The following is a 20,577-nucleotide window of genomic DNA, read 5'->3' on the forward strand; positions in this document are numbered from 1 at the left end:
TCCGCGGACCCGCCGTCGCCCGTGGCGGGCGGGTTCAGGCCGCTCGCCGGGGAGGCGACCGGCCCAAGGTCCTCCGTGATCCCGGCGGTCAGCCGGTCAGTCGTTGGCGTGCAGCGCGGCGTTCAGCGCGATGCCCTGCCCGGTGCGCGGCTTCGCCTCGAGTCCGCCGGTGACCGAGTTGCGCCAGAAGAGCAGGCCGTCGACGCCGGACAGCTCGCGGGCCTTCACCACCCGACCGTCCGGCAGCGTGAGCTTTGAGCTGGCCGTGATGTAGCAGCCGGCCTCGACCACGCAGTCGTCGCCGAGCGAGATGCCCACGCCCGCGTTCGCGCCGATCAGGCTCCGTTCGCCGATGCGGACCTTCTCGGTGCCACCCCCGGAGAGGGTGCCCATGATCGAGGCGCCGCCACCGATGTCGGAGCCGTCCCCGATCACCACGCCCTGCACGATGCGCCCCTCAACCATGGAGGCGCCGAGCGTGCCGGCGTTGAAGTTCACGAAGCCCTCGTGCATCACCGTCGTGCCGGCGGCGAGGTGGGCGCCGATCCGGACTCGGTCCGCGTCGGCGATCCGGACCCCGGAGGGCACCACGTAGTCGGTCATTCGGGGGAACTTGTCCACCCCGTACACGGTCAGGTGGCGGCCGGCGGAGCGCTCGATGACCCGCAGCTCGTCCACCCGCTCCGGCGGGCAGGGCCCGGCGGAGGTCCAGGCGACGTTGGCCAGCTTGCCGAAGATGCCGTCGAGGTTGAGCTCGTTGGGCCGCACCAGCCGGTGCGAGAGGAGATGCAGCCTGAGGTACGCGTCCGCGGCGTCCTTGATCGGGTCGGCCAGCGAGCCGAGTACGGTCACCAGCTGGACGGTCCGCAGGCCCGGCAGCGCCCGGTCGCCGACCGCTCCCGGCGGCAGGTCGAGGACATCCGCCTCATCCTCGCCCGGGACCAGTGGCAGTTCGCCGAGGCCCAGCTTGCCGGTCGGGTACCAGGTATCGAGCACCTGGTCGTCAGCGGTTACGGTGGCCAGGCCGATGCCCCAGGCAGACTGCGTAGTGGTCACCTCTGTGACGGTACCGTGCGGATTATGAAGAACCCGTTGACCCCCGAGGTCCTCGCTGATCCGGTGGCCCTGACCCGCGCCCTGGTCGACATCGAGTCCGTCTCCCGGAACGAGAAGGCGATCGCCGACTGTGTCGAGGATGTGCTGCGCGGTGAGCCGCACCTGACCACCTTTCGGTACGGCAACACCGTGATGGCCCGTACCAACCTCGGCCGGGACCAGCGGGTGGTGCTCGCCGGCCACCTCGACACGGTCCCGATCAACAACAACTTTCCGGCCACGGTGCGCGGCGACCTGATGTACGGCTGCGGCACCTCGGACATGAAGAGCGGGGTCGCGTACGCGTTGCACCTCGCGGTGACCCTGACCGAGCCGCGGTACGACGTGACGTACTTCTTCTACGAGGCCGAGGAGATCGAGTCGTCGTACAACGGTCTCTTCCTCGTCTCCGAGGCGCACCCGGAGTGGCTCGCGGCCGACTTCGCGCTGCTGCTGGAGCCGACGCACGGGATCGTCGAGGCGGGCTGCCAGGGCACCCTGCGGGCAACCGTCGGCACCAGCGGTGTACGGGCGCACTCGGCGCGCTCCTGGCACGGCGTCAACGCGATCCACGCCGCTGGGGAGGTGCTGCGCCGGCTCGAGGCGTACGAGGCCCGCCGGGTGACGGTCGATGGTTGCGAGTACCGCGAGGGGATGAACGCGGTGCGCATCAACGGCGGGGTCGCGGGCAACGTGGTGCCGGACCGCTGCACGGTCGAGGTCAACTACCGGTTCGCGCCGGACCGCAGCCCGGAGCAGGCCGAGGCGCATGTGCGGGAGGTGTTCGCCGACTTCGAGGTGGCGTTCACCGACCTGGCGGCCGGCGCGATGCCGGGGCTGGAGGCCGCGCCGGCGCAGGAGTTCCTGGCCGCCGTCGGTACCGCACCGATCGGCAAGCTGGGCTGGACGGACGTTGCCCGCTTCGCGGCGTTGGGCACCCCGGCGCTGAATTTCGGCCCCGGGGACCCCAACCTCGCCCACCACCCGGATGAACACGTCGAGATCGGAAAGATCCGCGACGGTGCGGCTGTGCTGCGTCGCTGGCTCTCGGTCGCCTGAACGGCCCTGCTCCCCCCGCCGGTCGGCGTATCTCCACTACGGTTGCCTGCATGAGCGAGAGCAACGGGCGGGAGGCTGCCGGTGCGGCCCCGCGGGACCAGCGCCGGGGCGCTGGAGCACCACGTCGGTCAGTGATTGGCGGCAGCACCGCCGATCAGCGGCTGCTCGACTCCCACCAGCGCAGTGACTGGAAGACCCGGGACGCCTGGCGGGCGCTGCGGATCCTCTCCGAGTTTGTCGAGGGCTTCGACACCCTCTCCGACCTGCAGCCAGCGGTGAGCGTTTTCGGGTCGGCGCGGAGCCTGCCGGACAGCCCGGAGTGCCGGCTGGCCGAGGAGTTGGGTGGGGCGCTGGCCCGGGCCGGCTACGCGGTCATTACCGGTGGGGGGCCGGGGGTGATGCAGGCGGCGAACCGGGGGGCCAGCGAGGCCGGCGGGCTCTCCGTCGGCCTGGGCATCGAGCTCCCCTTCGAGCAGGGCCTCAACGACTGGGTCGATGTGGCGATCGAGTTTCGGTACTTCTTCGCGCGGAAGACCATGTTCGTGAAGTACGCCCAGGCGTTCGTGGTGCTCCCGGGCGGTTTCGGCACGATGGACGAGCTGTTCGAGGCCCTCACCCTGGTGCAGACCGGCAAGGTGACCCGGTTCCCGGTGGTGCTGATGGGCACGGACTACTGGCGCGGGCTGCTCGACTGGCTGCGGGACACGATGGCGGCCGAGGGCAAGATCGGGGCAGTTGATCTTGATCTGATCTGCCTCACCGACGACGTGAACGCGGCCGTGCGGCACATCGTCGAGGCGGAGGCGGTGCTCTCCGCCGAGCAGGAGGCGATCCGCGAGGAGTCCGTCGCGGTCACCGCGGCCGAGCAGCAGGCCGCCGCAGACGAGGGGGATCGGGGCTGACCGTGGCGGCCATCTGCATCTTCTGCGCGTCTTCCCGCACGCTTGACCAGCGTTTTCTGGACCTGGCCGCCGAGACCGGCGCGGAGCTGGCCCGGCGTGGTCACACGCTCGTCAGCGGTGGTGGCCGGGTCGGGATGATGGGAGCGGTGGCGGCCGGCGCCCGGGCCGCCGGTGGGCGGACGCTGGGCATCATCCCGCAGTCCCTGGTCGATCTGGAGGTCGCTGACCTCGCCTCCGACGAGCTGTTGGTCACCGAGTCGATGGCCGACCGCAAGACGATCATGATCGACAAGTCGGATGCCTTCCTCGCCCTCCCCGGTGGCCTCGGCACGCTGGACGAGCTCTTCGAGGTCTGGACGACCGCCACCCTGACGCTGCACAGCAAGCCGATGATGCTGGTGGACGCGGACGGCTTCTACCGCCCGCTGCTCGACTGGCTGGGTGGCCTGGCCGGGCAGACCTTTCTGAAGCCGGCGGGCCTGGAGTTGCTTTCCGTCGCGGCGACCGTCCCCGCGGCCTTCGACGTCCTGGAGTCCCGGCTGAGCTGAGCGCCACCCCCCGGGGGCGATGCGGCCAGTTCTGCGGCAGCCCGGCGTGACCGCCCCCGCTGGCGTTGCGCGGTAGGTCCGGGGCGCCCGGTGGGCGTGGGCGGATGTGGATCTGTCGGCCGGGTCTGGTGGGATGGGGGGATGCAGGCATACCGGCTGGTGCGCCGGTCCGGCGGGCCGGTGGAGGCGCCCACTTCGGCGGGCGAGCATGCTCTGTTGGGCGGGCATGCTCCGTCGGGCGGGCACGGTCGGTTGGGCGGGCGGATCGACGACCCCCGGCAGGCGGAGGTGGTCGGACACACCATCGGGCCGATGCTGGTGCTCGGTGGGCCGGGCACCGGTAAGACCGCCACCCTGGTCGAGGCGGTCGCCGCGCGGGTAGCCGAGGGGGTGGATCCCGAGCGCATCCTGGTGCTCACCTTCAGTCGCCGACAAGCCGCCGGCCTGCGCCAGCGCATCGAGGCCCGGATCGCCGGCGCCGGCCACCGGGTGCTGCGGGAGCCACTGGTGCGCACCTTCCCGGCGTACGCGTTCGGGCTGTTGCGCCGGGCCGCCGCGGAGCGCGGCGAGCCGTCGCCCCGGCTGCTCACCGGCCCCGAGCAGGATCTGATCATTCGGGAGTTGCTGGACCTGGTGGGCGAGGAGCCGGGCGCCGACCCGGTGGGCTGGCCGGAGGACCTACGGCCGGCCCTGCGCACCCGCGCCTTCGCCACCCAGCTGCGGGACCTGCTGATGCGCGCCGCCGAGCGCGGCGTCGGTCCGGTGGAGCTGGCTCGGTTGGGCGAGCGGCTTGGCCGGGCCGACTGGCCGGCCGCCGCCCGGTTCCTCCGGGAGTACGTCGCCGTGCTCGCGCTGCGCGATGTCGGCAACCGCGGTTCGATCGCCTACGACCCGGCCGAGCTGGTCCGCGCCGCCACCGGAATGCTGCTCGACGATCCGGCGCTGCTGGCCGCGGAGCGGCGCCGGCTGGTGCACGTCTACGTGGACGAGTACGCCGATACCGACCCCGCCCAGCAGGAGCTGCTGGCGACCGTGGCGGGGGGCGGCAAGGCGCTGGTCGTCCTCGCCGATCCCGACTCCTCCACGTACGCCTTCCGGGGTGCCGACCCGGGCGGTGTGGTGACCTTCCCGCACCGATTCCGGACCGCCTCCGGGGCGCCGGCCGCGCAGGTCGTCCTTAGCACGTCGTACCGGGCCGGTCCCCGGCTGCTGGCGGCGCACGCGCGGCTGGCCCGCCGGCTGCGCGGCCCGGCCACGCACCGGCGGACCCGGGCGTTACCCGCCGCGGCGGCGGGCGTGGCGGAGGTCCATACATTTCGCTCGGCCGCCAGTGAGGCGGCCTGGCTGGCGCACGCACTGCGGGCGGCGCACCTGCTCGACGGGGTGCCCTGGTCGGAGATGGCCGTGGTGGTGCGCTCCACCGGGCGAGCGTTGCCCTCGCTGCGGCGCGCCCTGCACGCCGCCGGGGTGCCCACTGTCGTGCACGGCGAGGACCTGCCGCTGCACCTGCAACCGGCGGTCGCCCCGCTGCTGCTGTTGTTGCGCTGTGCGCTCGCCCCGGACCGGCTCGACGAGGAGGCGGCCGTCGCCCTGCTGCACTCGCCGTTGGGCGGCGCGGATCCGCTGGCGGAACGGCGGTTGCGGCAGGGGCTGCGGGTCATGGCTCTGGCCGCCGGCGACCGCCGACCCTCCGGTGAGCTGATCGTCGAGGCGCTGCGGGACCCGGCTGAGCTGGCCGGCATCGACCGCCGGTGGGCGGAGCCGGCGCAGACGGTGGCCGGGCTACTGGCGGTCACCCGGGACGCGGCCGCCCGGCCGGGTGCCACCGCCGAGGAGGTGCTCTGGGCGGTCTGGCGGGCCAGTGGCCTCGCCGAGCTATGGTCGGCGGCGCTGGCCCGAACCCCGGCGACGGCCGGGGAGGGGGAGGTCGCCCGGCGTCGTCGCGCTGAGGCGGCTGACCGGGACCTGGACGCGGTGCTGGTGCTCTTCGATGCCGCCGCCCGGTTCACCGACCGGCTGCCCGGGGCGCGGGTCGAGGTCTTCCTCGACCACGTGCTCGGGCAGGATCTGCCCGCCGACACCATCGCCCCGACCGCTGACCGGGGCGACGCGGTCCGGCTGCTCACCGCGCACGCCGCGAAGGGGCTGGAGTGGGATCTGGTCGCCGTCGCCGGAGTGCAGGAGGGCGTCTGGCCGGACCTGCGGCTGCGGGGCAGTCTGCTCGGGTCGGAGCGCCTCGTGGACGTGCTCGCCGGCCGCTCGGCCGGCGAGGGGCGGCGGGTCTCCGTCGTTAGCCAGACCTCGGCCCTGCTGGACGAGGAGCGGCGGCTCTTTCACGTCGCGGTGACCCGGGCGCGACGCCGGCTGATGGTCAGCGCCGTCGCCAGCGCCGCCGTCGGTGGCGACGACCACGACGAGCAGCCGAGCCGGTTCCTGCACGAACTCGGCGTGGCCGACCCGCCACCGGACGGTGGTGCGGGTCCGGGCGGTGGTGCGGGTCCGGGCGGTGGCACAGGGCCGGACAGGGACGCGGGACCGGACGACGCCCGGACGGCCACGTTGCCGCTCAGTCGGCCGCCCCGGGCGCTCACGCTGGCGTCGCTGGTGGCGGAGCTGCGCACCGCGGTGACCGACCCGAGCGCGCCGGTGCTCCGGCGGCGGGCGGCCGCGGCCGAGCTGGCCCGGCTCGCCGCCGAGGGGGTCGCCGGGGCGCATCCGGATGACTGGTGGGGGTTGCGTCCGCTCTCCGATGAACGGCCGTTGGTCGCCGACGGCGAGTCGGTGCGGGTCACCCCGTCCGGGATGGAGAGCGCCCTGCGGTGCAGCCTGCGCTGGCTACTCGAACGCCACGGCGGTGGCGCACCGGCCAGTGCGGCGCAGGGGGTGGGAAACCTGGTGCACGCCGCCGCGATGCTGGCCGAGAACGCCAGCTCGGACCGGCGGGCGTTGCTCGACTACGTGGCGGCCCGGTTCGACGCGATCGAGCTGGCGGCCCGTTGGATGGTCGGCCCGGAGCAGGCCCGCGCCGAGGCGATGGTGGACAAGCTGCTGCGCTGGCTGGCCACCAATCCGCGTCGGCTGCTCGCCATCGAGCACGAGTTCGCCGTCCGACTGGACGATCCACGCCACCCGGTCGACCTGGTCGGCCGGGTGGACCGGCTGGAGGTTGACCCGGACGGCCGGCTCGTGGTGGTTGACCTCAAGACCGGCAAGTCGACCGCGGTGACCGCAGCGGATCTCGCCGATCATCCCCAGCTGGGCGCATACCAGGCGGCGGTCGAGGCGGGCGCGTTCGCCGAGTTCGGGACCGAGTCCGGGGGGGCATCCCTGGTGCAGCTCGGCACCGGCGCCAAGGAAGCCCGGGAACAGGCCCAACCGCCGGCCGGTGAGGGGCCGGCGGCCGGCTGGGCGACCGCCCTGGTCCGGCGTACCGCCGAGACGATGGCCGCCGCCACCTTCGCCGCGGTCGCCAACTCGAAGTGTCGGGTCTGCCCGGTGCGCACCAGCTGCCCGGTGTCCGGGCAGGGGCGTCAGGTCGTCGAACCGCCGAGTACTCGCCCACCGGAGGGCCCGTGACCCAGCCGACCCTGTTCAGCGCGGCGACCCCGGCTCCCCGTAGGGCCGACGCCGGGCCCCGGTACACCCCGGTCGAGTTGGCGAAGCTGCTGCGACTGCCGGCGCCCACCCGGGAACAGGCGGCGATCATCGCCGCACCGGTGGAGCCGTTGCTCGTCGTCGCGGGCGCTGGTTCCGGCAAGACCGAGACGATGGCCGCCCGGGTGGTCTGGCTGGTGGCCAATTCGTACGTCCAACCGGAGCAGGTACTCGGTCTGACGTTCACCCGTAAGGCCGCCGGGGAGCTGGCGCACCGTATCCGGACCCGGCTCGGTCAGCTCGTTCGCCGGCTCGGGCGCAACGGGCGACACCCGCTCGACGATCCGTTGTCCGGGGAGCCGACGGTCGCCACCTACCACTCGTATGCCGGGCGGGTGGTGACCGAGCACGGGCTGCGCGCCGGGTACGAGCCCGCCACCCGGCTGCTCACCGAGGCGTCTCGCTGGCAGCTCGTCGATCTGATCGTGCGCACCTACGACGGCGATATGTCCGAAGTGGATAGAATGCCGAGCACGATCACCGACGCGGTGCTGGCCCTCGCCGGCGAGCTGGACGAGCACCTGGTCGAGCCGGACCACCTGGCGGCCTGGACCGGGCGGTTCTTCGCCGACGTACAGTCCCGCCCCGGCCGCGTCTACGCCGACGTGCGTCGGGCGCTCACCCTTGCGCAGGTCCGGTTGAAGCTGCTGCCGCTGGTCCGGGCGTACGCCCGGCGCAAGGAGGATTTCGAGGCGATGGACTTCGCCGACCAGCTGGCCCGGGCGGCCCGGGTCGCCCGGGACCACCCGGTGGTCGGTGAGATCGAGCGGGACCGCTACCGGGTGGTGCTGCTCGACGAGTATCAGGACACCAGCCACGCCCAGGTGGTGCTGCTGAACGCGCTCTTCGGCGGCGGGCACCCGGTGACCGCGGTCGGTGACCCCTGCCAGTCGATCTACGGCTGGCGGGGGGCGAGTGCGGGCACCCTCGACCGGTTCCGCACCGAGTTTGCCCAGGCCGACGGTGCTTCGGCCCAGGTCTGCACCCTGACCACCAGCTGGCGCAACCGACCAGAGATCTTGGGGGTGGCGAACGCCCTCGCCACCCCCCTCCGCGCCGCCGGTGCCCGGGTGCCGGAGCTGCGTGCCGCGCTCAGCGTCAAGGAACCGATCCCGCACCGCACCCCCCGCGGGGCCGCCGCCGGCACCGTCCACTGCGCGTTGTTGGACACCTACGCGGACGAGGCGAACTGGATCGCCGACAGCCTGCTGCGCGCCTGGCAGGGAGCGGCGGGGATGCCCGGCGCGTTGCCCGAGCACCTCCCGGTCGTGGCGCGCCCCACCACCGCGGTGCTGGTCCGGCTACGCAGCCAGATTCCGGCGATCGAGTCGGCGCTGCGGGCCCGGGGCCTGCCGGTCGACGTGGTGGGGCTAGGTGGCCTGCTGGACACGCCGGAGGTGCGGGACGTGGTCTGCACCCTGCGGGTGCTGGCCGACCCGACCGACGGGGCGGCGCTGCTTCGGTTGCTGACCGGTGCCCGGTGGCGGATCGGACCGCGGGACCTGGTGGCCCTGCACCGTCGGGCTCGGGCCATCGCCGCCGCGCGCCGGCAGCTGGCGGCGGATGACGAGCCGGAGATCGTCCCGGATGTGCTGGATGAGGCGACCCTGGTGGAGGCCCTGGCCGATCTGGGGCCGGCGCCGGCGTACTCGGCGGAGGGCTATGCCCGGCTCCGCGCCGCCGCCCAGGAGTTGGGCCTGCTGCGCTACCGGCTGGACCAGTCGTTGCCAGACCTGATCGCGGATGTCGAGCGGACGATTGGCCTGGACGTGGAGGTGGCGGTGCGTGCCGGCCGGGACGGGGCCGGCGATGCGGGGCTGGCCCGGGGGCACCTGGACGCGCTCGGTGACGTCGCGGCCCGGTTCAGCGGGGAGACGCCGGGCGCCACCCTCTCGGCCTTCCTGGCCTACCTGGCGGCGGCGGAGGACGAGGAGCGCGGGCTCGCTCCCGGTGAGGTAGAGGTGGTCGAGGGGGCGGTGCAGGTTCTCACCGCGCACGCGGCCAAGGGCCTGGAGTGGGACATCGTGGCGGTGGCGGGGCTCAGCCGCGGGGTGTGGCCGGGGCCGGTGCGCAACTCCGATCACTGGCTCGGCGGGCTGGGGGTGCTGCCGTTCCCGCTGCGCGGCGACGCTGACGGGTTGCCGGTGCTGGCGCTGGCCGCGGCGGAGGAGCAGCGCGGGGTGGCGCAGGCCCTGGCGGACTTCACCGCAGCGTGGCGGGCGCACGACGAGCGGGAGGAGCGGCGGCTGGCGTACGTCGCGGTGACTCGTCCCCGCCGGCTGTTGCTCTGCTCCGGGCATTGGTGGGGGGAGGGCACCAAGCGCCCGCGTGGCCCCTCGGCGTTCCTGCGGGACCTGCATCAGGCCTGCCGGGACGGGGGCACTGGGCAGGTGGTTGACGAGTGGGCCGCGGAGCCCGCCCCGGACGCGGTGAATCCCACGACCGAGGTGGTGCTCCGGGCGGAGTGGCCGGCTGACCCGTTGGGAGCCCGTCGACCGGTGCTCACCGAGGCAGCCACGTTGGTTCGGCGCTACCTGACGGAGGGGGTGCCGACCCGACCCGGCAGCGTGACTGCGGCCAGCCCCCCGGTGCCGGGCGTGGACGACCTGGTCGCGGACGATCCGGGTGGCGACGACCCGGAGGCGGCGCGTTGGCGCCGGGAGGCCGATCTGCTGCTCGCCGAGCGGGCCGAGCTAACCCGGCAGACCGGCCCGATTGAGGTCGCGCTGCCCGCCGCGCTCTCGGTCACCCAACTGGTGGCGCTGCGGCGGGATCCGGCGGCCCTGGCCCGGTCACTGCGTCGACCCCTACCCACCGAGCCGAACCCGTACGCCCGTCGGGGCACCGCCTTCCACACCTGGCTGGAGCAGCGGTTCGGGGCTGGCCGGCTGCTCGACGTGGACGAGTTGCCCGGCGCCGCGGATGCGGACGCCGCGCCGGACGAGGCGCTCGCCGAACTCCAGGAGCGCTTCCTGGCCAGCGAGTGGGCGGATCGGACGCCGGCTGAGGTCGAGGTGCCGTTCGCGACGGTGATCGCCGGGGTGGTCGTCCGGGGCCGGATGGACGCGGTCTTCGGCCGGCCCGGCAACCGGTTCGACGTGGTGGACTGGAAGACCGGCCGGCAGCCCACCGGAGCGGTCGCCGCCGCGGCAGCGGTGCAGCTCGCCGTCTATCGACTGGCCTGGGCGGAGCTGGCGGGAGTTCCGGTCGCGCAGGTGGGTGCGGCGTTCCACTACGTCCGCGACGGTGCGACGGTGCGGCCGGTGGACCTGCTGGACGCGGCGGGCCTCACCGCGCTGATCGCCGCGGTCCCGGAAGAACGTGGGGCCGAGGGGGCCACCGTTGGCTGAGTCAGCAACTAGCGTCGGATGGGTCTGGATGGTGACTGTATCTGGCAGCCGGGCCGGTGAGGCTGGGTCCGAGGGGATGACACCGCCGTCCATGCGGTGTGGGAGGGGTATGAATGACGGGGCAAAGTGGCCTGGACGCGGTAAGGGAACTGCTGTTGGTTGCGGCGGTCGCCGTGGTCGGGGTAATACTCGCCCTGATCGTCGTCTTCAGCCCGTGGCACGCCGGGCCGGACAAGGCCGCGCCGGCGGCCCCGGTTGAGCTGCGCAGTCCGGAACCGACAGCGACCGTGGGCTGAGTCCGGCGGGAGGCTATCGGTGCATCAGCGCGGACGGGTTAGGGTCGACGCGTGTCGACTACCCGTAGAGCGACGATTCCAGCAACGAGGTACCCCGTCGAGCGATTCACCCTCGACAACGGCCTGCGGGTGGTGCTCACCCCGGACCGCAGCGCCCCGGTGATCGGGGTGGCAGTCGTCTATGACGTCGGCATCCGCTCCGAGCCCGAGGGGCGCACCGGCTTCGCGCACCTCTTCGAACACCTGATGTTCCAGGGCTCAGAGAACCTGGAGAAGCTGGCCCACTTCCGGCACGTACAGGGGGCGGGCGGCACCTTCAACGGCTCCACCCACCTGGACTACACCGACTACTACGAAACGTTGCCGGGCAACGCCCTCGAACGGGCTCTCTTCCTTGAGGCGGACCGGATGCGCGGCCCCCGGTTGACCGAGGAGAACCTGCGCAACCAGGTCGACGTGGTCAAGGAGGAGATTCGGGTCAACGTGCTGAACCGGCCGTACGGCGGGTTTCCCTGGCTCACCCTGCCACCGGTGCTTTTCGACACCTTCCCCAACGCGCACGACGGCTACGGGTCCTTTGCCGACCTCGAGTCGGCGACGGTGCCCGACGCCGCCGACTTCTTCCGGCACTACTACGCCAGCGGTAACGCGGTACTGGCGGTCAGCGGCGACATCGACGTGGCCGAGGCGGTCAAGCTGGTTGAGCGGCACTTCGGCGACGTGCCGGCCCGTCCGGCCCAGGTCCGGCCAAGCTTCGCCGAGCCGGACCTGGCCGCCGAGCGGCGGGTGTCGTACACCGATCGGTTGGCCCCACTGCCGGCGGTCGCCTCGGCATGGCGGGTGCCGGACCCGATCGGCGACTTCGCCGCCTACCTCCCGTATGCGGTGCTCGCCGAGGTGCTCACCGACGGGGATGCCGCCCGGCTGGTCGAACGGCTGGTCCAGCGGGACAGGTTGGTCACCAGCGTCGGCGGCTACCTGGGCTTCATGGGGGACCCGTTCGATGTTCGCGACCCGACGGCCCTCCTGCTCCAGGCGCACCTGCCACCCGACGGTGACGTGGACAAGGTGCTGCAGACGGTGGATGAGGAGCTGGACCGGCTGGCCACCGACGGGCTGGCCGACGGTGAGCTGGCCCGTACCCAGGCCCGGATGGCCACGCACCTGTTGCGGGACACCGACGCGGTGCTCGGCCGGGCCCTACGGATGGCCGTCCTGGAGCAGCAACGTGGCGAGCCCGGCCTGATCAACGAGTTGCCCCGCCTGGTCGGCGAGGTCACCGAGGAGTCGGTCCGCGCCGCCGCCGCCACCCTGCGCCCACAGCGCCGGGCCACCATCGAGGTGCTCGCGGGGGCGGAGCAGTGAGCGCCGCGATGACGACCGCGTCGCGTATCCTGCCGTCGCTCGGTCCGACCCGGGAACTGAAGCTGCCGAAGCAGGCCGAACGTACGCTCGGCAACGGTCTTACCGTGATCGCGGTCCGTCGGCCGGCGGTGCCCCTGGTCGAGCTGCGGCTCGGGATGCCGTTCGGGCGGGTGCACCCGGCCCGGGCCGCGATGCTCGCACAGACCCTGCTCTCCGGTACGACGACGCTGACCGGGGTGCAGCTCGCCGCCGAGTTGCAGAAGGTCGGCGGTGGACTCTCCGCCGGGGTCGATCCAGACCGGCTGATGCTCTCCGGCGCGGGCTTGGTGACTGGCCTGGACCGGATGCTGGAGCTGCTGGCCGGGGTGCTGACCTCGGCGGCCTACCCGGCCGACGAGGTCGCCACCGAGCGGGACCGGCTGGTTGACCGGATCCAGCTGGCCCAGTGCCAGCCCGGGCACCTGGCCCGCACCGCCCTGCTAAAGCGGATCTACGGCCGACACCCGTACGCGGTGCAGACGCCGACCCCGGATCAGGTCCGCGCGGTGCGTCCGAGCGTGCTGCGGAAGCTGCATGACGAGCGGGTGCATCCGACGGGTGCGGTCCTCGTGCTGGTCGGGGATGTCCAGCCGGAACGGGCGTTGGACGCGGCCGAGCAGGCGCTCGGCGGCTGGAGTGGCGCCGGTCAGGTCGTCGAGCTACCGGCCACGCCACCATTGGAGCCGGGGCCGCTGCTCCTCGTTGACCGCCCCGGATCGGTGCAGTCGTCGCTGCGGGTGGCGCTGCCGGCGGTGCCGCGCACCGACCCCGACCACGCCGCCCTGCAACTGGCGAACCTGATCTTCGGAGGTTACTTCTCGTCCCGCTGGGTGGAGAACATTCGCGAGGAGAAGGGCTACACGTACGGACCGCACTCGCTGGTCGAGCACTCGGTCGCCGGGTCGGTCCTGCTCGCGGCCGCCGAGGTGGCCACCGACGTGACCGGAGCGGCGTTGCTGGAGACCCAGTATGAGTTGGGTCGGCTGGCCTGCGTCGCACCCGGAGCAGAGGAGCTGGAGCAGGCCCGCCAGTATGCTCTCGGCACGCTCCAACTCGGTATCTCCACCCAGGCCGGGCTGGCGGCGCTGACCAGCGCGTACGCGGGCAGCGGCCTGCGCCTGGACTTCTTGGCCGAACACGCGGCTCGGCTGGCGAAGGCGACGGTGGCTGATGTCGCCGACGCGGCAGCCCAGTACCTCGCCCCGGCCCGGGCGGTCACCGTCGTGCTGGGGGACGCACAGCGGGTCGCCGGCCAGTTGGGGACGCTTGCCGAGGTTGTGACCGAACCGGCGGTTCCGTGACGGACGGCGGACCGGCCCCGACGCTGGCCCGCTCCACCCTGGACCGGGCCGCGCACCGGCGTACCGATCCCGACTGGCTGGGTCAGGCCTGGGGACGGTGCCGGGTGCTGGTGTTGGACAGCGGCAACGGGGGGCGGGCGTTGGTGTCGGCCGGACCGGAGCCGCCGGTGTTGGTGCTGGTCGGCTCGGAGGAGGTGCCGGAGGGGGTGGCCCTGCGGGCGGTGTTCCTCGGCGTCGAGCCCGACGGTGTACCAGTGTTTACGGTGGACGCACCCCTGCCAGTGCTCCCCGGCACCCGTGCGGCGCACCTGTTGGAGGTCGGTCACCTGCTCACCGACCGGGACGCGGGCCTGCTCACCACCGGTCTGGCCCTGCTCAACTGGCACCGTGGGCACCGGTACTCCCCGCGGACCGGGCAGGCCACCACGATGGATGAGGCCGGTTGGTCCCGGGTCGCCCCGGCGGGGGAGCGGATGTGGCCGCGGACCGATCCGGCGATGATCGTCCTGGTGCACGACGGGGGGTCCGGTCCGGACGGGCGCTGCCTGTTGGGCAACAATGCCGCCTGGCCACGGGTGCCGGGTGAGCTGCGCTTCTCCTGCATCGCGGGCTACGTGGAGCCCGGGGAGTCGGCCGAGGCGGCGGTGCTGCGTGAGGTACGCGAGGAGGTTGACGTCCCGGTCACGGACATCACGTACGTGGGTAGCCAGGCCTGGCCGTTCCCCGGTTCGTTGATGCTGGGCTTCCAGGCGGTGGCCGACCCGCGGCGTCCGATGCGGGTCGACCCAGCGGAGATTGCGGCGGCCCGCTGGTTCACCCGGGCCGAGGTCAGCGCGGCGCTGGCCGGGGAGAACGTTGACGTCCAGGGTGCTCGGCTGGTCCTGCCGCCGTCATCGTCGATCGCCTCCTTCCTGCTGCACTACTGGCTCGACGGCCACTGTTGAGGTGCCGCCGGACGGCGGTGGTTGACCCCGAACGTGGTCCCGGCCCGCGACCGCCGTTGCCGCGACGGTCACGGGCCGGGGACCGTGCCGTCGAGACCGGCTGGGGCGAGGAGCGCGGCGGGGGAGCCGGTCCGGTTCCGACGGACGGGTAGCCGCTCAGCCACCGCGGTCGTCCGGCCAGCTCGGCCAGGCGGACGGGGGTTCGTCGAGCGGGAGCACCTTGACCCGTTGCCGACCGGCACGGACCGCGCCGACCGCGGCGAGGGCGCGCGCGAGCAGGAGTGCGGCTTCGCGGTCGTCGGCGTGGACGACCTGCCGGCGTGGCTCGGGCGCAACGGTCTCGTCGCGCAGCCGGCCCCCGTGGGCCCAGGCGGCGGTGAGGTCCACGTCAGCCGCTGCGCGGACGTCGGTGCGAACGATCAGGAACCGCATGTCGGTCTCCGGATGTGTGCCGCGACGATCGGGAACGGAGTGGAAGTTCCACGTCACTGCGGGTCATGCTACGCCGCATAGCAGGCCTGGCAACCGAAATGCCGTGATCGGCCGGCAGAGTGGCCGGTCGGGCGAGGGTGCCCGGGCCGGGTGCCAGAACTGACCGCCACCCGGCGTTCGAAGACGATGCGGGGCCGCCGGTGTACCTACTCACCGGCGGCCCCGACGAAGCTGCGAGTCAGAACCGGTCGAGCCGGCCTTCCTTGGTCGCGGCCAGGAAGTTTCGCCACTCGCCGGGGGCGAACAGCAGCACCGGACCGCCCCGATCCTTGCTGTCCCGGAGGGCCACCGTGGCTGGCATCGGTGCTACCTCGACGCAGTTTGAGGTCTGGCTGCGGGTGCTCTTTCGCCACGCCGCCCGCGCCAGGTCGGGGAAGGCAGTCGGCGTGTCGTGGATCTCGTTCATGGTTGCACTCCTGTGTGAACCGGCCGATGGACGAGTAGTGCCCGCACGGACCGACGCTGGGTGCCGGTGGATCAGCGTTCCGTCAATCGCCCGGGGCGCCGGCGACGCTGGGCCGGCGGTGCTGCCGCCCCGAACGCCGCTGCCGACGAGGGTGCTGCATCGAATGGCTGTCCCCTCGCCTGACTCAGCCAGGAGAGAGTCTCCGATGCGGGGAGTGCTGCCGTGCATAACCACTCAAAGACCACTTTATAGCGATTTAGGATTTTTGCCTCGGTTGACATGGTGTTCAAGAACGCGCTTTCGATCGCCAGAGTCTCGGGATCCTGCGGGTCGGTGAACCGGTAGAGGGAGAACGCCGTCGGTGGCAGGTACCAGCCGCTCGCCTGGGTGTCCCGAGGCAGCACATGCAGCGTGACGTTGGGCAGCTTGGCCAACTCGTAGAGCTGCGTGAGCTGCTCCCGGAGCACGTCGGCCGGCCCGGCCCGGCCCCCGAGCGCCGCCTCCTCGAGTACGGCCGTGTATCGGGGTGCGTCCGGTCCCCGGGTAAGCAGCGACTGACGGGCCAGCCGGGCGCCCACCTCGGTCTCGATGTCCTCGGTGCCATCCGGCTCGCCGGCCGCTTCGTCGACATCCCGGGCGGAGGCGATTCGGATGCGGGCGTAACCGGGCGTCTGGAGTAGCCCCGGTACGAGCAGCGGGTGATACTCCGAGATCTCCACACAGCCCGCCTCCAACTCGGCGAAGCCGCGCTGCTGCGGGGTCATGACCGGGTAGTTCCGAAGCCAGCCGCGGATGTCGCCCGCCTCCCCGGTGATGGTCAGCAACTCGTCCCGCAGCGTCACGTCCACTCGGTAGAGATCGAGCAGTGCGCGGACATCCTGCGGGTCCGGCCGGCTACGACCATTCTCCAGGCGAGACAGTTTGGAGGCGGAGGCCCAGCCGACCCGCTCGACCACCTGGTCCCCGGTGAGGCCGGTGGTCTCGCGCAGCCGACGCAGTTCGGAGCCCAACCTGCGGCGCCGCAGGATAGGGCTGGGTGCGACTGGAGGCACGTGCCCTCTTTTCCGTAGACCGTCGTAGATGCGACGGTAACTCTCTGAATTCGCCCCTAACCCTCAGTATGGAACGACGCGGCCGGCGCAGAAGGTTCTGGCGGGGGGCGTGTCTCGACCAAAGGCGGCACACCGTGCACCACTTCCGACGGAGGGTAGATGCGCACCGTCCTGCGCCGCCCGGACTTCCGGCTGCTCTTCGGTGGCCTGGTGGCCAGCATGACCGCCGAGTCGATCCTGCTGCTCGCGCTCGCCATCTGGGTCAAGGAACTGACCGGGTCGAGTGGGCTGGCCGGGGCCACCATCTTCGCGATCATCGCCCCGATGACGCTGGCACCACTGGTCGGCTGGATCGTTGACCGGTATCCGCGCCGGCCGCTGTTCGTGGCCGCCAACCTGGTCACGGCCGCCCTACTCACTCCGTTGTTCGCCGTCGAAGACCGTACCGACCTCTGGCTCATCTACCTGGTTGCGATCTTCTACGGCCTGGCGTACATCACCCTCAGCGCAGGGCTCAGCGGCCTCCTGCGACACCTGGTGCCGGCAGAGTTGCTGGCCGACGCCAACGGCGCGCTGCAGACGGTGCGGCAGGGGCTGCGGTTGATCGGCCCGCTGGCGGGGGCCGCCCTCTACACCGCCGTCGGCGGCGGACTGTTGGCCGGCGTGGCGATAGTCGGCTTCGTGGCCGCGGCGGTGCTGGTGGGCCTGCTCCGGGTCACCGAGCCGCCCCGGTCGCGACCAGGGCGTAGCTGTCCCGGCCGACGGGCCGGAGGGGCTCGATGCGGCTGCTGCCCCCCGGGCCCCGCCCAGCCGTCCAGCCCGGCAAGGCGACCGCGCCACACGTTGCGCTGGTCGACCGAGCTCGGCGCTGGCCTGCGGTACCTGGCCGACGAGCCGGCGCTGCGCCGGGCGCTGCTCGGCTATGGTCTCGGTTCGCTGGTGATGGGATTCAGCGAGTCGCTGATCTTTGCCTACGTTGACCACGGGCTTCGCCGCGACGCGGCGTTCGTGGGTGTGCTCGTGACCGTGCAGGGGGTCGGCGGCCTCGCTGGTGGGCTGGTCTCCTCCGGCGTGATCCGGCGGGTGGGAGAGGTCGGCGCGCTCGCGGTGGGGGTGGCGCTGTTCGGGTCAGCCGCGCTGACGCTCGCCTACCCCAACCTCTGGCTGGGCTGCGCCGCCCTCCTGCTGGCTGGGGTGTCCCTGCCGCTCACCATGGTCGGCCTGCACACGCTGATCCAACGGCGTACGCCGGCACCGCTGATCGGTCGGGTCGCCGCCGGCGCCGATGCGGTGGTCAGCGGCCCGCGGGCCGTCTCGATCGGGGGCGGTGCACTGCTCGTCAGCGTCTTCGACTACCGGCTGCTCTTCGTGGTGGTGGGCCTGGTCACCCTACTGGCCAGCAGCTACCTCTGGGGTGGGCGCCGGCTGAGCCCGCCGGCCCAGCCGGCACCCGTCGGGCCCGTACCGGTCAGGCGGAGATCCCCGACAGGTGCTCCTTGACCTGCCGAATAGTGGGGTTGGTCAGCGCGCTGCCGTCCGCGAAGCGCAGCGTCGGCACGGTCTGGTTGCCGCCGTTGACGCTCATCACGAACTCGGCGGCCGCCGGCTCCTGCTCGATGTCGACCACCTCGTACCCGATGCCCTCCCGGTCCAGCTGTGACTTCAGCCGGTGGCAGTAGCCGCACCAAGGCGTGGAGTACATCGTCAACATCGGCAGACCTCCAAGGGGTTGGTCGTGATTCAAGCCAGGCTAACTGCACCAACGTTGGGAGCGGCTGGAACAATTCCTCGCTGTGGTGTCCCACTCAGCGTCTGACCGGGTGCTCGCCGGCCTCGACCCAGAGCAGCGGGCGGCGGTAACCGCCCCGGCTGGCCCGGTCTGCGTCCTGGCCGGCGCCGGCACTGGGAAGACCCGGGCGGTCACCTCCCGGATCGCGCACCGGACGTTGACCGGGGAAATCCTGGCCCGGCACCTGCTCGCGGTCACCTTCACCGCGCGGGCCGCCGCCGAGCTGCGCAGCCGACTCACCACGCTCGGGGTGCCGGGGGTGCAGGCGCGCACCTTCCACGCCGCGGCGCTGCGTCAGGTGCGCTACTTCGCGCCTCGGCTGCTCGCCGGTCGGGCGATGCCCGAGCTGCTGGACAGTAAGGTCCGGCTGGTCACCCTCGCCGCGGCGAAGGTCGGGATCCGCTCCGACCGGGCCGGTGCCCGGGACCTCGCGGGCGAGATCGAGTGGGCGAAGTCGTCCTTGGTCGAGCCCGGGGAGTACGTGGTCGCGGCCGCCCGGGCGCTGCGAGACACCCCGTACGAGCCGGCGAAGGTAGCCGATGTCTTCGCCGCATATGAGAAGGCCAAACGTGCCGGCGGAGTGATCGATTTCGAGGACATGCTGCGCGCCGCGATCTGGGGGATCGAAGAGCACCCGGACGTGGCCGACCAGGTACGCGCCCAGTACCGGCACTTCGTCGTCGACGAGTACCAGGACGTCAACCCGCTGCAGCAGCGGTTGCTGGAGGCGTGGCTCGGTGGTGGAGACGACCTGACGGTGGTGGGTGACGCGAGCCAGACGATCTACTCGTTCACCGGCGCGACCTCGTCCTACCTGGTCGACTTCCCCCGTCGGCACCGGGGCGCGACGGTGGTCCGCCTGGTGCGCGACTACCGCTCCACCCCCCAGGTGGTCGGGCTGGCCAACTCGGTCATCGCGCCGTCCCGAGGCGCTGAGGCGCGGCTTCGGCTGGAGCTGGTCGGCCAGCGCCCGGCTGGCCCCGAGCCCGAGTTGAGGATCTTCACCGACGAGCCGGCCGAGGCTGCCGCCGTCGCCGCCCGCTGCCGTGCCCTGGTGGATGCCGGCACACCGGCCCGGGAGATCGCCGTGCTGTTTCGGGCCAACGCGCAGTCCGAGGCGTACGAGGAGGCGTTGACCGAGGCCGAGGTGCCGTACCAGGTGCAGGGTGCGGAGCGGTTCTTCGAGCGCGTCGAGGTGCGGCAGGCGATGGTCGCGCTGCGCGCCGCCACCCGCTCCCTGCCCGGCGACACCCCGCTGCCGGCGGCCGTGGTCGAGGCGTTGGCCGCGGTGGGGTGGGCGCCGGACACACCGCCAGCCGGTGGTGCCGCCCGGGAACGGTGGGCGGCCCTCGCCGCCCTGGTCCAACTCGCCGAGGAGTACGCGGCCAGCGCCCCGGTGCTGTCGATCGGACCGGCCGCCGCGGTCGAGCGGCCGGCCACGCTGGCCGACTTCACCGACGAGCTGGCCCGGCGCGCCGCCGCCCAGCACGTGCCGACGGTCGAGGGCGTGACCCTCGCCTCCCTGCACTCGGCGAAGGGGCTGGAGTGGGATGCCGTCTTCCTGGTCGGCCTCGCCGAGGGCACCCTGCCCACCACCTATGCGAAGACACCGGAGCAGGTGGAGGAGGAGCGCCGGCTGCTCTACGTGGGCATCACCCGGGCTCGGGAGTGGCTGTGGCTGTCGTACGCCTCAGCCCGCTCGCCGGGTGGGCGTCCCCGGCGGCCCTGTCGCTTCCTACCCCGGCTGGGCTCATCCGGTGCCAGTGGGCGGGCCAGCGTGAACGGGGTGCGGCGGACCGAGCGTCGGCGTACCCAGATCGTCTCCTGCCGGGTCTGCGGTACGACGCTGCTCGCCGGCGCGGAGCGAAAGCTGGGCCGGTGCACCGCCTGTCCGTCTGATATGGACCAGGAGCTGCACGGGCGGCTGGGTGAGTGGCGGCGTCGGGTGGCCAGCGGCCAGCGGGTACCGGATTATGTGGTGTTCACCGACGCGACCTTGGTCGCGTTGGCGGAGCGGCGCCCACAGCAGCCCCGTGACCTCACCGCGATCGCCGGAATCGGGGCCCGCAAGTTGGGACTCTACGGGGAGGCGGTGCTGGCCCTGGTAGCTGGCGCGACGGTGGACGAGGTCTGCCCGGAGAGAACTTCTGAAATCTTGCCGTAAATTCGTTTGCCCTCGCCCCCAGGTGCGGCATAGCCTCGGGGCATACCTCGCGAGCGGCGGCATTCGGGCTGCTCACGGGCGTGATTCGGTCGGCACGAGGAAAGTTAGGGAGGTGGCCCCA

The 20,577-nt window shown here is 72.5% G+C and carries 16 protein-coding genes; 11 read left to right on the forward strand and 5 right to left on the reverse strand.

The window, feature by feature from the left end:
* Window positions 1-96: 96 nt before the first annotated feature.
* Window positions 97-1,056 (reverse strand): 2,3,4,5-tetrahydropyridine-2,6-dicarboxylate N-succinyltransferase, encoded by a 960-nt coding sequence (dapD, locus tag K228_RS0101200; protein WP_025616762.1) that lies wholly within the window; start codon window positions 1,054-1,056, stop codon window positions 97-99.
* Window positions 1,057-1,080: 24 nt separating this feature from the next.
* On the opposite strand from dapD, the gene dapE reads away from it, so the two are divergent.
* The 9 genes from dapE to nudC all read left to right on the forward strand — a co-directional run bounded on the left by dapE (window position 1,081) and on the right by nudC (window position 14,553).
* Complete coding sequence (gene dapE, locus K228_RS0101205) at window positions 1,081-2,154, forward strand: succinyl-diaminopimelate desuccinylase (RefSeq protein WP_025616763.1); 1,074 nt, start codon at window positions 1,081-1,083, stop codon at window positions 2,152-2,154.
* Between the two features lie 50 nt (window positions 2,155-2,204).
* Window positions 2,205-3,056 carry an LOG family protein gene (locus K228_RS0101210; protein WP_025616764.1) on the forward strand — a complete coding sequence of 284 codons (852 nt, stop codon included), beginning with the start codon at window positions 2,205-2,207 and terminating at the stop codon, window positions 3,054-3,056.
* A gap of 2 nt (window positions 3,057-3,058) precedes the next feature.
* Complete coding sequence (locus tag K228_RS0101215; RefSeq protein ID WP_025616765.1) at window positions 3,059-3,604, forward strand: LOG family protein; 546 nt, start codon at window positions 3,059-3,061, stop codon at window positions 3,602-3,604.
* Window positions 3,605-3,745: 141 nt separating this feature from the next.
* On the forward strand, window positions 3,746-7,180 hold the full coding sequence (locus K228_RS0101220) for an ATP-dependent helicase (RefSeq protein WP_025616766.1): 3,435 nt from the start codon (window positions 3,746-3,748) through the stop codon (window positions 7,178-7,180).
* Entirely contained in the window at window positions 7,177-10,608 is a 3,432-nt protein-coding gene (locus K228_RS0101225) for an ATP-dependent helicase (protein ID WP_025616767.1), read from the forward strand. Before K228_RS0101220 ends, K228_RS0101225 begins: the two co-directional genes overlap by 4 nt.
* 113 nt (window positions 10,609-10,721) lie before the next feature.
* On the forward strand, window positions 10,722-10,904 hold the full coding sequence (locus K228_RS0101230) for a hypothetical protein (protein ID WP_025616768.1): 183 nt from the start codon (window positions 10,722-10,724) through the stop codon (window positions 10,902-10,904).
* 51 nt (window positions 10,905-10,955) lie between these two features.
* Complete coding sequence (locus K228_RS0101235) at window positions 10,956-12,269, forward strand: M16 family metallopeptidase (protein ID WP_025616769.1); 1,314 nt, start codon at window positions 10,956-10,958, stop codon at window positions 12,267-12,269.
* Complete coding sequence (locus tag K228_RS0101240; RefSeq protein ID WP_025616770.1) at window positions 12,266-13,609, forward strand: M16 family metallopeptidase; 1,344 nt, start codon at window positions 12,266-12,268, stop codon at window positions 13,607-13,609. The genes K228_RS0101235 and K228_RS0101240 overlap by 4 nt, the downstream gene beginning before the upstream one ends.
* Complete coding sequence (gene nudC / locus K228_RS0101245; protein ID WP_025616771.1) at window positions 13,606-14,553, forward strand: NAD(+) diphosphatase; 948 nt, start codon at window positions 13,606-13,608, stop codon at window positions 14,551-14,553. Before K228_RS0101240 ends, nudC begins: the two co-directional genes overlap by 4 nt.
* A gap of 156 nt (window positions 14,554-14,709) precedes the next feature.
* Here the strand turns inward: nudC and K228_RS0101250 are convergent, their stop codons facing one another.
* The 3 genes from K228_RS0101250 to K228_RS0101260 form a co-directional block, all read right to left on the reverse strand.
* Window positions 14,710-14,985, reverse strand: coding sequence for a hypothetical protein (locus K228_RS0101250; protein ID WP_025616772.1), 276 nt, complete (start codon window positions 14,983-14,985; stop codon window positions 14,710-14,712).
* Window positions 14,986-15,223: 238 nt separating this feature from the next.
* The gene (locus tag K228_RS0101255) at window positions 15,224-15,451 is read right to left on the reverse strand and encodes a DUF397 domain-containing protein (protein ID WP_025616773.1); all 228 of its coding nucleotides are present in this window, start codon (window positions 15,449-15,451) and stop codon (window positions 15,224-15,226) included.
* 71 nt (window positions 15,452-15,522) lie between these two features.
* Window positions 15,523-16,503: a helix-turn-helix domain-containing protein gene (locus K228_RS0101260; protein WP_025616774.1), complete on the reverse strand. Its 981-nt coding sequence runs from the start codon at window positions 16,501-16,503 to the stop codon at window positions 15,523-15,525.
* 159 nt (window positions 16,504-16,662) lie between these two features.
* On the opposite strand from K228_RS0101260, the gene K228_RS0101265 reads away from it, so the two are divergent.
* Window positions 16,663-18,003 (forward strand): MFS transporter, encoded by a 1,341-nt coding sequence (locus K228_RS0101265; RefSeq protein WP_025616775.1) that lies wholly within the window; start codon window positions 16,663-16,665, stop codon window positions 18,001-18,003.
* On the opposite strand, the gene K228_RS0101270 is transcribed toward K228_RS0101265, so the two are convergent.
* Window positions 17,972-18,214 (reverse strand): mycoredoxin, encoded by a 243-nt coding sequence (locus K228_RS0101270; protein WP_025616776.1) that lies wholly within the window; start codon window positions 18,212-18,214, stop codon window positions 17,972-17,974. The two genes, K228_RS0101265 and K228_RS0101270, sit on opposite strands and share 32 nt — an antisense overlap.
* An 82-nt stretch (window positions 18,215-18,296) precedes the next feature.
* Between K228_RS0101270 and K228_RS0101275 the strand changes: the two genes are divergently transcribed.
* Window positions 18,297-20,456, forward strand: coding sequence for an ATP-dependent DNA helicase UvrD2 (locus K228_RS0101275; protein WP_025616777.1), 2,160 nt, complete (start codon window positions 18,297-18,299; stop codon window positions 20,454-20,456).
* Window positions 20,457-20,577: the final 121 nt, after the last annotated feature.

The organism is Salinispora cortesiana (assembly GCF_000484695.1).
GTDB classification, from domain to species: domain Bacteria; phylum Actinomycetota; class Actinomycetes; order Mycobacteriales; family Micromonosporaceae; genus Micromonospora; species Micromonospora cortesiana.